General features: G+C 69.7%; 12 protein-coding genes. 5 read left to right on the forward strand and 7 right to left on the reverse strand.

The genetic code is table 11. From position 1 onward, the window contains the following. Nucleotides 1–7: 7 nt before the first annotated feature. The gene (locus AC0685_RS34100) at nucleotides 8–1423 is read right to left on the reverse strand and encodes a M1 family metallopeptidase (RefSeq protein ID WP_478229263.1); all 1416 of its coding nucleotides are present in this window, start codon (nucleotides 1421–1423) and stop codon (nucleotides 8–10) included. Nucleotides 1424–1573: 150 nt separating this feature from the next. Between AC0685_RS34100 and AC0685_RS34105 the strand changes: the two genes are divergently transcribed. Then, entirely contained in the window at nucleotides 1574–4759 is a 3186-nt protein-coding gene (locus AC0685_RS34105) for an AfsR/SARP family transcriptional regulator (protein ID WP_478229264.1), read from the forward strand. A 61-nt stretch (nucleotides 4760–4820) separates the two neighbouring features. On the opposite strand, the gene AC0685_RS34110 is transcribed toward AC0685_RS34105, so the two are convergent. Then, nucleotides 4821–5621, reverse strand: a complete 801-nt coding sequence (locus AC0685_RS34110; protein WP_478229265.1) for an ABC transporter permease — start codon at nucleotides 5619–5621, stop codon at nucleotides 4821–4823. Next, complete coding sequence (locus AC0685_RS34115) at nucleotides 5618–6595, reverse strand: ATP-binding cassette domain-containing protein (RefSeq protein WP_478229266.1); 978 nt, start codon at nucleotides 6593–6595, stop codon at nucleotides 5618–5620. The genes AC0685_RS34110 and AC0685_RS34115 overlap by 4 nt, the downstream gene beginning before the upstream one ends. A gap of 137 nt (nucleotides 6596–6732) precedes the next feature. Between AC0685_RS34115 and AC0685_RS34120 the strand changes: the two genes are divergently transcribed. After that, the gene (locus AC0685_RS34120; RefSeq protein ID WP_478229267.1) at nucleotides 6733–7749 is read left to right on the forward strand and encodes an endonuclease/exonuclease/phosphatase family protein; all 1017 of its coding nucleotides are present in this window, start codon (nucleotides 6733–6735) and stop codon (nucleotides 7747–7749) included. 25 nt (nucleotides 7750–7774) lie between these two features. Continuing rightward, nucleotides 7775–8611 carry a hypothetical protein gene (locus tag AC0685_RS34125; RefSeq protein ID WP_478229268.1) on the forward strand — a complete coding sequence of 279 codons (837 nt, stop codon included), beginning with the start codon at nucleotides 7775–7777 and terminating at the stop codon, nucleotides 8609–8611. Here AC0685_RS34125 and AC0685_RS34130 read toward each other — a convergent pair. After that, entirely contained in the window at nucleotides 8604–9416 is an 813-nt protein-coding gene (locus AC0685_RS34130) for an SIR2 family NAD-dependent protein deacylase (RefSeq protein ID WP_478229269.1), read from the reverse strand. The genes AC0685_RS34125 and AC0685_RS34130 overlap by 8 nt on opposite strands. Continuing rightward, nucleotides 9409–9717 (reverse strand): antibiotic biosynthesis monooxygenase family protein, encoded by a 309-nt coding sequence (locus tag AC0685_RS34135; RefSeq protein WP_016337748.1) that lies wholly within the window; start codon nucleotides 9715–9717, stop codon nucleotides 9409–9411. Before AC0685_RS34135 ends, AC0685_RS34130 begins: the two co-directional genes overlap by 8 nt. 60 nt (nucleotides 9718–9777) lie before the next feature. Here AC0685_RS34135 and AC0685_RS34140 point away from each other — a divergent pair, with 60 nt between their 5' ends. Continuing rightward, on the forward strand, nucleotides 9778–10968 hold the full coding sequence (locus AC0685_RS34140) for an FAD-dependent monooxygenase (RefSeq protein WP_478229270.1): 1191 nt from the start codon (nucleotides 9778–9780) through the stop codon (nucleotides 10966–10968). A gap of 362 nt (nucleotides 10969–11330) precedes the next feature. Here AC0685_RS34140 and AC0685_RS34145 read toward each other — a convergent pair whose 3' ends face one another. Further along, entirely contained in the window at nucleotides 11331–12770 is a 1440-nt protein-coding gene (locus AC0685_RS34145; RefSeq protein ID WP_478229271.1) for a M1 family metallopeptidase, read from the reverse strand. On the opposite strand from AC0685_RS34145, the gene AC0685_RS34150 reads away from it, so the two are divergent. Then, complete coding sequence (locus AC0685_RS34150) at nucleotides 12769–13566, forward strand: alpha/beta fold hydrolase (RefSeq protein ID WP_478229272.1); 798 nt, start codon at nucleotides 12769–12771, stop codon at nucleotides 13564–13566. The genes AC0685_RS34145 and AC0685_RS34150 overlap by 2 nt on opposite strands. Here the strand turns inward: AC0685_RS34150 and AC0685_RS34155 are convergent. Then, a complete protein-coding gene (locus AC0685_RS34155) occupies nucleotides 13548–13982 on the reverse strand; it encodes a thioredoxin family protein (protein WP_478229273.1) in 435 nt (144 codons plus the stop codon). The genes AC0685_RS34150 and AC0685_RS34155 overlap by 19 nt on opposite strands. Nucleotides 13983–13988: the final 6 nt, after the last annotated feature.

Raw genomic sequence — 13988 nt, forward strand, 5'->3', positions numbered from 1 at the left:
ACGACGGTCAGGCGGCCGGCTTGAGGTCCCCCGGGTAGAGGAACTCGGGCGCCGGTTTGGTGTCGCCGTAGAACCACGCGTCGAAGAAGCCCTGGAGGTCCTTGTGCGCGACGCGTTCGGCGAATTTCCGGAACTCCGGCAGGCTCGCGTTGCCGTCGCGGTGGATGGCGGGCCACGTCTTCAGGACGCGGTCGAACGACGCCGCGCCGATGTAGTTCTTCAGCGCGTGCAGCGCCACCGGGCCCTTCGAGTAGACGTACGTGAACTCGTTGCCGGGCCCCATGTCATACAGCTTCCCGGCCCAGAAGCGGTCCGTCGCCTTCTGCACGGCGGTCAGGTAACGCGCCTTGAGGTCCTGGCCCGACTTCGCCTCCGACCACAGCCATTCCGCGTACGAGGCGAAGCATTCGTTGAGGCAGACGTCCTTCCACTTGTCGACGGCGACCGAGTCGCCCCACCACTGGTGGGCGTTCTCGTGCACGATCGTCGGGATGTTGCCCGCCGCACCCGAGTAGATCGGCCTGCTCAGGGTCTCCAGCGAGAACCCGATCGGCTCGGCGAGGAAGATGCCGCCCGCCGCGTCCACCGGGTAGCGACCGAACTTCGACGCCAGGAAGTCGATGATCTCCGGCAGCCGCGCCTCGGCCTGCTTGGTCGACGCGGGGGTGCCGGGGGCGTAGGCGTTGACGACCGGGGTGCCGTCGGACAGCTTCGTCCGCTCGAACTCCCATTTGTCGATCGCGACCGTCGTCATGTACGGCACGGCCGGGGTCTCTTCTGCCCAGACGTACGTGGTGTTCTTCCCCGAAGCGAACTTCCCGCGCTCGCGGCCGTTCGAGATGACGCCCCACTCCGAGGGCACGGTGACGGCGAGGTGGAAGGTCGCCTTGTCGCGCGGGGTGTCGTTGACCGGGTACCAGGTGGTCGCGGATTTCGGCTCGCCCGCGACGAACGCGCCGCCGGATTTCGCGTACTGCCAGCCGTTCTCGCCCAGCGCCGGATCTTCGATCGGCTGCGGGACACCGTGGTAGGCGACCTCGGCGGTGAACCGCTCGTGATTCCGCAGCGGACGCGCCGGGGTGAACACGAGTTCGTGGTCACCGGTCCGGGTGAAGGCCGCCTTCCGCCCGTCGATCTTGACCGAGTCGACGGTCAGCCCGTGCAGGTCGAGGTTGAACGAGCTCAGCGCCTGGGTGGCCCGGCCGGTGATCGTCTGCAGGCCGGTGAGCTGCCTGGTGGCGGGCTCGTAGCCGATCTTCAGGTTGTAGTCGGCGACGTCGTAGCCGCCGTTGCCGTCCTGCGGGTAGTAGCTGTCGCCCGCGCCGTCGGCGCCGGGTCGCCCGGTGCCGGCGAGAGCGGTCCCGCCGCCGAGGACACTCGCGGCCAGAACGGCGGCGATGACGGCCGTACTCCGGTACCTCATTCACGCTCCCAGTCGATCGGCTGCGACTCGGTCACGAACGTAGCGCCGTGACCTCGGCCGTCCGCCCGGAAAGATCCTTCGTGCCCGGATAATCCCCACTTCCGTCGCCTATGGGGCTATCCGTTTGCGGCTTCTGGAAAGCTGGGGGTCGTGCGTGTGACGCTGCTGGGCCCGGTCGGAGCGGAGGCCGGAGACGGAACCCCGGTCGACATCGGCGGTGCCCGCCTCCGCATGCTCTTGGCCAGGCTCGCGCTGGAGCCCGGCCGCGCCGTCCCGGCGGCGGCCCTCATCGACGGTCTCTGGGGTGCGGAGCCGCCCGCCGACGCGGCGAACGCGCTGCAGTCCCTGGTCTCGCGGCTGCGCAAGGTCCTGCGTGCCGACGACGTCGCCCTCGACTCCGGCCCCGGCGGCTACCGCCTGGACGTCGCCCGCGAGGACATCGACGTGTTCCGTTTCGAACGGCTGGCCGCGGAGGGCCGCGCGGAACTGTCGGCGGGACGGGACGCCGGTGCGGCCGCGGTTCTCGCCGAGGCGCTCGGCCTCTGGCGTGGTCAGGCGCTGTCCGACGTGCTCGATGCCCCGTTCGCGCAGGCGCCGGCGACCCGGCTGGAGGACCTGCGCCTGGAAGCCGCCGAAGATCGTTTCGAGGCGGAGATCCGGCTGGGCGGGCACGACCGCGTGCTCGCGGATCTCAAGGAGGCCGCCACGCGGCACCCGTTGCGTGAGCGGCTTGCCGGGCTGTGGATCCGGGCACTGTGCGCGGCCGATCGCCAGTCCGACGCCCTCGCCGTCTACGAGGAGGTCCGGGCGGCGCTGGCCGATCAGCTCGGCGTCGACCCGTCGGCCGAACTCCGGGAGATCCATCTCGCCGCGTTGCGCGGTGAGCTCGGCCCGCCGCCCGCGGCCACCGATCATCTCCCGGTCCGGCTCACCAGTTTCGTCGGCCGTGACGACGAGTTGAAGCTGGTCGCCGAGCTTCTCGCGGGTGCGCGGCTGGTGACGCTCGTCGGGCCGGGCGGCGCCGGGAAGACGCGGCTGGCCACCGAGGTCGCGACGCGGCATCCGGCGCACGCACGCGGACGCGTCTGGTTCGTGCCGCTCGCCGGCGTTCGCGACCCGGGTGACCTGCCCGGCGCGGTCTTCGCCGCGCTGGAGCTGTGGGATCTCGGTCTTTCGCACGGCGGCGATCCGATGCGCCGCCCGGTGGACGCGCTGGCCAGGGCCGTGGAGACGCTCGGCGCCGGTGAATCGGTGTTGGTGCTGGACAACTGCGAGCATCTGGTCGACGCGGCCGCGGAGCTGGCGAACACCCTGTTGCGCCGCGTGCCGGCTCTGCGCATCCTCGCGACGAGCCGTGAGGCGCTGGCCATCGACGGCGAGACGCTGTGCCCGCTCGGCCCGCTGTCCGTCCCGGAAGGCACGCCGACCGTTTCCCAAGCCGCCGAGGCGGGCGCGATCCGGCTGTTCGTCGACCGGGCGGTGGCCGTCCGCCCGGACTTCGTGCTCGACGAGTCCACTGTGGACGAGGTCGCGCAGATCTGCCGCAGGCTGGACGGGATGCCGCTGGCGCTGGAACTGGCCGCCGCGCGGCTGCGGTCGATGACCGTCGGGCAGATCTCGCGGCGGCTCGACGACCGGTTCCGCCTGCTGACCTCCGGCAGCCGGACCGCGTTGCCGAGGCAGCGCACGCTGCGTGCCGTCGTCGAGTGGAGCTGGGACCTGCTCGACGACGCCGAACGCGTGCTCGCCAGGCGGCTGTCGGTCTTCGGGGCAGGCGCCGAGGTCGAAGCGGTCGAAAGCGTCTGCGCCGGTGACGGCCTGCCCGCCGAAGACGTCCTGTACGTCCTCGGCTCGCTCGTCGAGAAGTCCATTGTGGACGCCATCGCCGGAGACCACGGCGAGCCGCGGTACCGCATGCTGGAGACCATCCGGGCGTACGCCGCGGAACGGCTCGACGAAGCCCAAGAGCGAGAGCAGCTCACGAAGGCCTATCACCGCTATTACGCCCAGCTCGTCGAACGGCTGGAGCCGATGCTGCGGACGGCGGATCAGCTCGTCGCCATCTCACGGTACGACGCGGAGCACGGCAACATCGTGACGGCGCTCCGGCAAGCCATCGACGCCGGCGACGCGGAAATGGCGACTCGGCTGTTCGGCGGCACCTTCTGGTACTGGCTGGTCAAGGGGGACAGCGACCGGGGCGAGGCCTTCGTCGACGAAGTGCTCACCTTCGGAGAACGCCTGGAGGACGACTTCGCGGCCGCGTTCCGGGCGATGCGTGCGATCACCGGCATGGTGCCGGGCGTCGGCGATCCCGAGGCCGTGCGGGAACTCATCGACGACTGTGTGCGGACGAACGCGCACACCCGGTTCGCCGGGCTGGCGATCGGCCTGCCCATGCTGGCCTTCTTCAGCCAGAACAAGGAACTGGCGCACCGTGAGGTCGAGCGGGCGCTGGCGAGCCCGGATCCGTGGGCCAGGTCGGCGGGGTCGTGGGCGCGGAGTTTCCTTCTCGTCGACGACGGAGACCCCGAGGGCGCGGACAGGGCCAGGGACAAGGCGTACGAAGGGTTCACAGCCGTGGGCGACCGCTGGGGCACCGCGATGGCCGTGGGCATGAAGGCGAGCGACATCTCGATGTCGGGTGATCACGAGGCCGCGATCGCGCTGTACCGGCGAGGTCTCGCCCTCGCGCTCGAGCTGGGATCGCAGGACGATGTGATCCAGCAGCGCTGGCGGCTCGCGACGGAGTACGCGCGGGCCGGGGACCTCGAGACGGCGATGCGCGAGATGCGCGACGCGGAGCGCTACGCGATCGACACGGGCAACGACCAGCTCGCGGTGATGGTGCTGGTGGGCAAGGCCGATCTGCTCAGTCGCGCCGGACGGATCGACGAGGCGCGCGCGGTCGGCGCCCGGTTCCGGGAGCGGATGGCGACGGTGCCGATGCCGGGCCTCTTCGGCGACGAATTCGGCGGGTACATCGACACCGAGATCGCGCTGGCCGCCGGAGAGCCGGCCGAGGCCGCGCGCGGTGCCGCGATCGTCGTGAAATCCACCGCGGAACGCGGCGACATGGCCGACCTGGGCCGGATCGTGGAGGTCTGCGGCCTGATCCGGTTCCGGCAGGGGAAGCCCGAGACGGCCGTCCGGCTGCTCGGCGCGGCGAAGCTGCTGCGCGGCAGGCTGGACCTCGGGGAACCCGGTATCCGGCAGCTCATCGACGACCTTCGCGAGCATTTCGGCGAGGAGCGTTACGAAGAGCTCCTCGTCCAGGACGCCGGTCTGTCGCGTCCGGACCTGGTCGCCTGGATCTGTCAGGAAACGAGCGCGTGAAGAAGGGCTCCTCGCCCGGCAGAGGCGAGGAGCCCTTCACGCGCGTTCCCCCTGACCCCCGTCAGACGCGCTTCCGGTAAGCCCACGTGGCGAGCGGGAAGAAGACCGCCAGCGCGGCCGCCATCCAGATCAGCGCCCCGGTCAGCGGCCCGGCGACCGGCCCGCCGTTCATCAGCCCGCGCAGGACGTCGGACATCTGCGTCACCGGGCTGATGTCGGCCCAGGCCTTCAGCCAGCCGGGCATGGTGTTCGTCTGCACGAACACGTTGCTGCCGAAGGTCAGCGGCATCAGCACCACGAACATCAGGCCCTGCACCGCGCCCGGGCTCTTCACCAGCATCCCGACGAACACCGACGCCCAGCAGAACGCCAGCGCGAACGCGATGACGAGCACGATCGCCAGCGCGAACTCGGCGGGCCCGGTCTGGATCCGGTAGCCCATGATCGTCGCGACGACCATCAGCACGACCAGGCACACCAGGTACCGCACGATGTCGGCCAGTACGGCGCCGATCAGCGGCGCGGACCGCGCGATCGGCATGGCCCGGAACCGGTCGAACACGCCCTTGGTGACGTCGGTGTTCAGCTGGACGCCGACGGTCATGCTGGCCTGGAGGATGTTGAACACCATGATGCCGGGCACGATCATCTGGAGGTAGCCCTCGGTGCTGCCCATGATCGCGCCACCGAACAGGTAGACGAACATGACCAGGAAGATGATCGGCGCGAGCGTGACGTCGGCCAGCTGCTCCGGGTTCTTGCGGATCTTCAGTACGCCGCGCCAGGCAAGGGAAAGCCCGTGCCGCACGCTGCTCGACGGGGAAACGCGCCGTGGTGGCGCGGGTACCGCGATGGTCGTCATACCAGGCTCCCTTCCGGAGTCGTGTCCTTTGTGGACTCGTCGGTCTTCCTGCCGGTGAGCGCGAGGAACACCTCATCGAGGCTCGGCAGCCGCAGCGCCAGCTCGTCCGCGGTGATCCCGGCCTCGTCCAGTTTGCGGACCAAAGTGGACAGCAGGACCGGGTCGGCGACGGGTGCGGTGAGCAGCCCGGTGTCGTCGTCCCGGTGCGGCCGGGCGCCGGTGAGCCCGGCCAGGATGCGCTCGACGGCGTCGAGGTCGGCGAGCGCGGACGGCCGCACCTGCAGCGTCTGGCCGCCGGTCCGGCGCTTGAGCTCGTCGGCCCGGCCGTTCGCCACGACGTGCCCGTGGTCGAACACGGTGATCGTGTCGGCCAGCTGGTCGGCCTCCTCCAGGTACTGCGTGGTGAGCAGCACCGTCGTGCCGTCGGCGACCAGCGTCCGGACCACGGCCCAGACCTCGTTGCGGGCGTGCGGGTCGAGCCCGGTGGTCGGCTCGTCCAGGTACAGCACCTTGGGACGGCCGACCAGGCTCGCGGCGAGGTCGAGCCGCCGCCGCATCCCGCCCGAGTAGGTCTTGATCGCGCGGCCCGCGGCGTCGGTCAGCTCGAATCGCTCCAGCAGTTCGGCCGCGCGCTTCTTCGCGTCCGCCCTCGAGAACTCCAGGAGCCTGCCGATCAGGACGAGGTTCTCCGTACCGGAAAGGTCCTCGTCGACCGACGCGTACTGCCCGGTCAGCCCGATCATGCTCCGGACCGCCATCGGGTTCTTGACGACGTCGTACCCGAAGACACTCGCGTGGCCGCGGTCCGGCCGGATCAAGGTGGCCAGGATCCGGACGGCGGTCGTCTTCCCCGCGCCGTTCGGCCCCAGCACCCCGACCACCTTGCCCGCGGGGACCTCCAGATCGACCCCGTCGAGCGCCTTCGTCTCCCCATAGTGTTTGACCAGGCCCTCGGCCCTGATCGCGTGAGTCATCGCTTTCCTCCTGTGGATCTCGCCCCGCGGACAAAGGTGCACCCGGCGCCTGGCAGACCGCGCACAGCGCGCTGGCAGCGGCTGACAGGACCTGATAAGGGCTGGTAGACGCGGTGTGAGGAGGTTGTGAAGGTGTTGTGGAGACGGCCGCCACGACGTCCTTGATCGGCATACTCGACGGCATGGTGATCGAAGAACGCGTGGTGCCCCACGGTGCCGGGCGGAAGCTGGTCAGCGGGCTGCTCGTCGCGGCGGTCGTGCCGTTCGCGGTGCTGACGGCGTTGCGGCTGGTGGGCTACGACGGCAACACGTACACGATCGCGGCGCTCGCGCTCACGCCGTACGCCGGGATCGCGACGCTGGTGCTCGGTGTCCTCGCGCTGGGGCTCCGCCGCTGGTGGACCGGGGTGGTCGCGCTGGTGCTGACCTGCACGATCGGATCTCTGGTGCTTCCGCGAGCGTTCGCGAACGAGCAGAAGGCGCTCGACGGGAAGCACGTGCGCGTGCTGGCGTCGAACATGCTCGGCGGACAGGCCGATCCGGACCGGATCGTCGGCTACGTCAAGGAGCACCGGGTCGACGTCCTGAGCCTGACCGAGATGACGCCCGAGGCGATCACCGGGCTCGAGCGGGCCGGGTTGTTCCAGGTCCTGCCCTATCACGTGCTGAACCCGGCCGAGTGGGCGTCGGGCTCTGGGCTGGTGTCGAGGTATCCGCTCACACCGCTGAGGCTGAGCGGTGATTCGGACTACAAGCAGCCCAGCGCGAGCGTGGACCTCGGCGACGGCGTCCGGATCGAGGTCGTCGCGGTCCATCCGGCGGCGCCGATGTGGGACCGGCACGCGTGGGTCGACGAGGCCAAGGACCTGCCCTACGCCGACGCCGAGCACGACATCCGGATCCTGGCGGGCGACTTCAACGCCGGCCTGGACCACGCGCTCTTTCGTGAGCTGCTGACCAGGGGATACGTGGACGCGGCCGATCAGCTGGGGAAGGCGTTGGAGGGGACCTGGACGAACGGACTGGTGCCGCCGGTGCCGATCGACCACGTGCTGGCGGACAAACGGACGGCCATCGCGGACTTCAAGGTGCTGGAAACGCCGGGCAGCGATCACGACGCCGTCTACGCGGAGGTCGTGCTGCCCGGAAAGTGACCTTCCGCTGGCAGGCTTCCCGCTCATGAAGAAGCTCTGGGGAGTGCTCGCGCTTTCGCTGGTCGCGGCGTGCGTCCCGGGGCAGTTGCCGCCGGCCGAGGCGAAGAGCGCGCTGGGCTTCGCCGCCCGGCCCGGTGAGGCACGGTCCGTCGGCCTCCAGGACCCGGTCGCCGAAGTCCAGCGGCTGTTCCGGCCGGGGCCCGGCAGGACCGGGGTCGCGCTGGCCCGCGCGGGCGGGAACGTGATCGGCATCGGCTTCCGGGAGCTCCCCGGTGAGAGCCGGTCGGAACCGATCGCGTGGGTGTCCGGGGACGAAGGTCGCAGCGTGCGGGAGATCGTGTTGCCGCAAGACAGGCCGGGGCATTGGGCGCCGACGGCGATCGCGGCCGACGGCGATCGGGTGCTCGTGGCCGGTGCCCTCGGCGGCGACGTACGGGTGTGGGCCTCCGGCGACGCGGGCGCGACCTGGACGGTGTCGCCGGTTCACGTGCGGGGAAGCGACCTCTGGCTTTCCACGGTGCTCCGGACGGGCGGGAAATGGCTGCTGGCCGGGGGTTCCGCGGCCGGGGCGCTGGTCGTGGCCGGCGAGCCCGGCGCCTGGGAGATCGTTTCCCTCGGGGATGGCCGGATCCTCGGCGGGACGGTCGACAAGGCGGGCGAAGCGGTGTTGTTCGGCGACCGCGTGGAGTGGAACCGGGCCCAGACCTCGAACCGGTCGTGCCTGGTGGTGTGGGTCGCGGAGGGAGGCTGGCAGCGGGGTGAGCTCGGCTGCCCCGCCGACCGGCTCATCGCCGCGGTGACCCTCGACGACGGACGGGTGATGCTGAAGGGCGGCCGAGACCTGTGGATCCGCCCTAGCTGAGCAGGGCGTCCAGCGCTTCGAGTGTTTCCAGGCCGTTGCTCGCCAGGGAAACCCCGCGGCCGTGCCGGACCTGTGGCTCGCGCGGGTTGATCCGGACCAGCGCGCCGGTCGCGGCGCTGGCCAGCTCCGAGTACCGCCGCACCGTCGGCACGGCCTGTCCGGCGCCCAGTTCCACCACCACGAGGTCGCGATGCGCGCGACGCCACGTGTTCAGCTCGTCGAGCTGGGCCTGGCTGCGCTGACCGAGCCAGTCGTAGTCGCCGAACATCAGGATGTTGGGCCGGGCGAGGCCGCCACAGCGCGGACAGGACGGCAGTGGTTCGAGCGCGCGCATGCTGTCTTCGCCGACCGGCACCGCGACGTCGTCCGCGGGCCAGATCTCCTTGGTGCACCTGGCGAGGCACTGCAGATGGTGGATGGACCCGTGCGCCTCGGCGACGTGGGGGTAGCCCGCCTTCTGGAACTGTCCGTCCACATTGGACGTGAACGCGCGCGTGCCGCCCGGTTTGCGCGCTCCCCAGGACCGCAGGAGACGGAACCCGTCGTGCGGGACGGTGGCGCGGTACAGCGCGAGCCGGTGCCCGTAGAAACCCCAGGCCAGCTCGGGGTCTTCGGCGAAATGCCGCGGGTCGGCGAGCTCGACGAAGCTGATGCCCAGCCGTTCGTACGGCGGATACGCCTTCCAGAAACCTTCGTCGCCCCGGAAATCGGGCAGGCCGGAGTCGACACCCATCCCGGCACCGGCGCAGACGAGCAGCGCGCCGGCGCCGTCGATCAGTTCCGCGGCTCGTTCGAGCTCACTCACCCGGCTTCGAAGCCTGGACGACCTCGAATTCCAGCAGGTTCGCGCCGGTGGAAACCGGCTTCGCGCGCTCGCCCGCGTGCGCCTCACGCGCCGGGCCGGACGCCCACGCCTGATACGCCTCTTCGGACTCCCACTTGGTGTAGACGAAGTAGCGCGACTCGCCGGAGACCGGGCGGAGCAGCTCGAAGCCGAGGAAGCCGGGCTGGTTGTCGACGGCGTGCAGCCGCGCGGCGAACCGCTTCTCCAGCTCGGGGCCTGCGCCTTCGGGGACCTCGATCGCGTTGATCTTCACGACAGCCATGCCGCCAGCCTACGACGAAACTCTTTTGCGCCGCGATGTGATGCGTGGGACCTTCCCAAGGTGGCCGACACCAAGATCCTCATCTCCGGGGCGAGCGTCGCCGGGCCGGCGCTGGCCTTCTGGCTCGCCCGGTACGGCTTCCAGGTGACCGTCGTGGAGCGCGCGCCTTCGCTGCGCCCCGGCGGTCAGGCCGTCGACCTGCGCGGAACGGCCAAGGAGGTCGCGCGCCGGATGGGCCTGGACGAACGTATCCGCGCCGCCTGCACGGACACGAAGGGCGAGACGCTCGTCGACCGGGAGAACCGCACGAAGGCCACGATCCGCGCCGACGACTTCGACGGTGACGGCGTCGTCGCCGAGATCGAGATCCTCCGCGGCGACCTGACCGAAGTGCTCTACGAGGCGACCAAGGAGACGACGGAGTACGTCTTCGGTGACCGGATCACCGCGCTGGACGAGCGGGCCGACGGTGTCGACGTCACCTTCGCCGTCGGTGCCCGGCGGACGTACGACATGGTCATCGGGGCGGACGGGCTGCATTCGGGAGTGCGGGCGCTGGCCTTCGGCGAAGAGTCCCGGTTCGTCCGGCATCTGGGCTCTTACCTGGCGTTCTTCACCGTGCCGAATCGGCTGGGCCTGCGGAACTGGGCCGTCGGCTACGACGACGTCGGCCGGTCCGCCGGGATCCGAGCCGTCCGCGACGGCGACGAGGCGATGGCCTACTTCGGGTTCGCCTCGGAGAAGATCGACTACGACTATCGCGACGTCGAGGCGCAGAAGGCGCTGGTGCGCGAGCTCGCGGCCGGGATGGAGTGGGAGGCGCCCTGGCTGCTGGACCGGATGGACGAGGCGTCCGACTTCTACTTCGATTCGTGCGCCCAGGTGATCATGGAGTCCTGGTCGCGCGGCCGCGTCGGGCTGCTGGGTGACGCCGCTTTCTGTCCCTCGCCGCTTTCCGGGCAGGGCACGAGCCTGGCGTTCGTCGGAGCGTACGTCCTCGCCGGAGAGCTCGCCGCCGGTCTCGATACCGGGCTCAAGCGCTACGAGGCGGTCATGCGCGAGTTCGTCGAGAAGACGCAGGAGATGGGGCGGGAGAACGCGGAGTCGATCTTCGCGAAGTCGCGTACCGCGCTGCGGATGCGCTACGTGATGATGCGGGTGATGCGGCTCAAGCCGTTCGCCGCGCTGGCTTCGCGGAAGATGCGGGATGTGGTGAACGGCATCGACCTGCCGGACTACCCCGGCGCCTGACCGCATTTAGAGGACTAAATGCGGGGGTGGTGGCCTCGCGGTAGGTAGCCTGGCGCGCTTTTGACCGTCCATAAGGGACGCCGGCCCGGTGACGGTGTCCTCTTTGCGCGGGGGTCGTGAGTGGTAAGGACGGTTAGACAGAGCGTTCTAACCCTCATTACCACTCACGACCCCCGCACCGAACTGCGTATACAGGCATCAATCAGGCATTTCGCCGCCCGAATGGGTCCTTACGGACACTCAATGCGAGGTCGGCTCGCCGTGAAGGCCTCCTTCACTACCTTGAGGGTAGGGAAGGGGCCCTTCACGGACAGCCGCGTTGGCCTGGCACTCTGCATTCAGAGGACTAAATGCGGGAGTTTTCAGCCTCGCAGGGTGCCCGGCAGCAGCTCGGCGTCCGGCGGGATCGTCGTGCCGTGGAACCAAGCGTCGAAGAACGGCCGCAGGTTCTGCTCCGAAAGCCTGATCGTGAACGCCTCGAAATCCGCCCAGGAGGCGTTGGCGTTCCGGTACGCGGCAGGCCATTCCTTCAGCAGGCGCCCGAACGCTCCTTCGCCGATCTTCCGCCGCAGCGCGTGGATGGCCAGGATCCCCTTGTCGTAGACGCCGTGGAACTCCTGCCCGGCGCCCATGTCGACCAGTTTCGGTGTCCAGAAATCCTGGCTGCCGCGCATGATCTCGAGGGCGGCGCGGTAGCGGTCGTCCAGGTTCTCGTTGTCCCGCGACTCCTGCCACAGCCATTGCGCGTACGACGCGAGGCATTCGTTGAGGCAGATGTCGGACCACGATCTCAGGGTCACCGAATCGCCGAACCACTGATGCGCGGTTTCGTGCACCACGGTGATCAGGTCGGCCCATTTCGCGTAGGTCGGCCTGGTCTGGGTCTCCAGCGAGAAATGGATGTCCTCGTCGAGATAGATGCCGCCCGCCGCGTCCACCGGGTACGGCCCGAACTTCGAGCTCAGGAAAGCGATGATCTCCGGCAGCCGCCTGCCGGTGTCGCGCCGGTCCTCGGCGCCCGGCGCGTACGCGTTGACCACCGGGGTCCCGTCCGGAAGCGCCATCCGGTCGACGGTGAACTTGTCGATCGCCACCGTGGTCAGATAGGACGCCACGGGCGTGCGCTCCTGCCAGGACGCCGTGGTCCAGCCGTTCGTCGAGGACTTCTGGATCTCGCGCCCGTTCGAGATGACGGTCCAGCCGTCCGGCACGCGGGCGGTGAGGGTGAACATCGCCTTGTCGCGCGGGGTCTCGTTGACGGGATACCAGAACGACGCCGAATGCGGCTCGCCGACGATGAACGCGCCGCCGTCCTTCGACTTCTGCCAGCCGTTCTCGCTGCCGCCCGCCTTGGGTGTCGCCGACGGGTCGCCGCCGTAGACGACCTTCGTGCGGAAGGGGGTCCCGTTCCGGATCGGCTCGGCGGGCGTCACCACCAGTTCGAATTCGCCCTCGCGCGCGAACTTCGCCGGTTTCCCGTCCACTTCGACGGATTGCACGGTCAGGCCGCGTAAGTCCAAGTTGTATCGATCGAGGTCCTGTGTCGCGTTCGCGATCACCGTGGTGTCGCCGTCGAGACGTCCTTTCGCGGGGTCGTACGTGATACCCACCTGGTATTCGGTCGCGTCGTAACCACCGTTCCCGTCCATCGGGTAGTACGGGTCGCCCGCGCCGGAAGCGCCAGGAGCCGGGTTCATCGGCGGCGGCGGGGGCGCGGCCGGAGGCGGATCGGCGGTGCAGCCGATAATCAGGGCGCAGACGGCCCCCAGTACCAGACCGGCGGCGGGGACACGGCTGCGCATGGAGGGGAGCTTAGTGGTGATCCAGCGCGACGGGTTGGTCACTTTCGGCGGTGACGGGCCGCCGATCGTCCTTCTGCACGGGCTGATGGGCAGGGCGACGACGTGGTGGCGGGTCGCGCGAAGGCTCCAGCCGTACGGGCGTGTCCACGGCCTCGACGCGCGAGGTCACGGACGCGGACCGCGTGGCGGGCCCTGGCGCACCGAGCGGTTCGCCGACGACGTCGCCGCGGTGCTGCGGACCTTCGACGAACCCGCGGTCCTGATCGGACATTCGATGGGCGGCCTGCACGCGTGGGTCACCGCGGCCACCCATCCCGAGCTCGTCCGCGCCGTGGTCTGCGAGGACTTCGCGCCGGACCAGCGCGGCCGGACCGTGGACACCTGGCGCGGGTACTTCGAATCGTGGCCGGTCCCGTTCCGGTCACTGGCCCACGTTCGCGAATTTTTCGGCGACACCGGCGACTACTTCATCGAATGCGTCGAGGAGCGCGAAGACGGCTACCACCTGATCGCGTCCCTCCCGGACCTGTACGAGATCGCGGCCGAATGGGGCAGGCGCGACTTCTGGGAGTTCGTCGAACGCGTGAAATGCCCGCTGCTCGCGATCGAAGGCGAACGCACCGCGATGCCGCACGGCCAGCAGGCCGAGCTGGCCGCACGCGTGCCCGGCGGCCTCGGACGGCACATCGTCGTCCAAGGCGCCGGGCACGTGGTGCACGACGAAGCACCGGAGACCTACCTCGGTGCCGTCGAAGCTTTTCTCTCCGACATCCTCGGTCAGCCCTTCGCGAGCTGAGCGTCGATCCAGGCGCGCAGCCGTGCTTCGCCCGGGTAGCCGATGTTCCGCGAGGACGGCAGCTCGGCGGCGTTCCGGACACCGACCAGCGTCGGGAGGTAGCGGATGTTGTACCGGCTGGACAGGTCCCGGCTCTGGTCGACGTCGACCTCGCCCAGGAGGAACCGGCCGCCGTATTCACCGGCGAGCCGTTCGATCACGGGCTTCATCTGGCGGCACGGCGGGCACCAGGTGGCGCCGAAGTCCATGATGACCAGCTTCTGCCGCGAGATGTTCATGACCTCGGCGTAGTTGGCCGAAGTCACCGTCATCACGTTCTCTGCCGCCGGCGCGGCCGAAGCCACGCCGCTGCCGAAGCCGGTGATGAGCGCCAGCACACCGGCCAGCACGCAGACGAACCGTTTGCACTTGGACAAGACGAT

It is taken from the genome of Amycolatopsis sp. NPDC043889, from assembly GCF_056435645.1.

What these genes read in the sequence shown, in the direction of transcription:
- AC0685_RS34150 (WP_478229272.1), top strand. Translation starts at nt 12,769, where the DNA reads ATGGAGGGGAGCTTAGTGGTGATCCAGCGCGACGGGTTGGTCACTTTC.
- AC0685_RS34145 (WP_478229271.1), bottom strand. Translation starts at nt 12,770, where the DNA reads ATGCGCAGCCGTGTCCCCGCCGCCGGTCTGGTACTGGGGGCCGTCTGC.
- AC0685_RS34110 (WP_478229265.1), bottom strand. Translation starts at nt 5,621, where the DNA reads ATGACGACCATCGCGGTACCCGCGCCACCACGGCGCGTTTCCCCGTCG.
- AC0685_RS34100 (WP_478229263.1), bottom strand. Translation starts at nt 1,423, where the DNA reads ATGAGGTACCGGAGTACGGCCGTCATCGCCGCCGTTCTGGCCGCGAGT.
- AC0685_RS34135 (WP_016337748.1), bottom strand. Translation starts at nt 9,717, where the DNA reads ATGGCTGTCGTGAAGATCAACGCGATCGAGGTCCCCGAAGGCGCAGGC.
- AC0685_RS34125 (WP_478229268.1), top strand. Translation starts at nt 7,775, where the DNA reads ATGAAGAAGCTCTGGGGAGTGCTCGCGCTTTCGCTGGTCGCGGCGTGC.
- AC0685_RS34115 (WP_478229266.1), bottom strand. Translation starts at nt 6,595, where the DNA reads ATGACTCACGCGATCAGGGCCGAGGGCCTGGTCAAACACTATGGGGAG.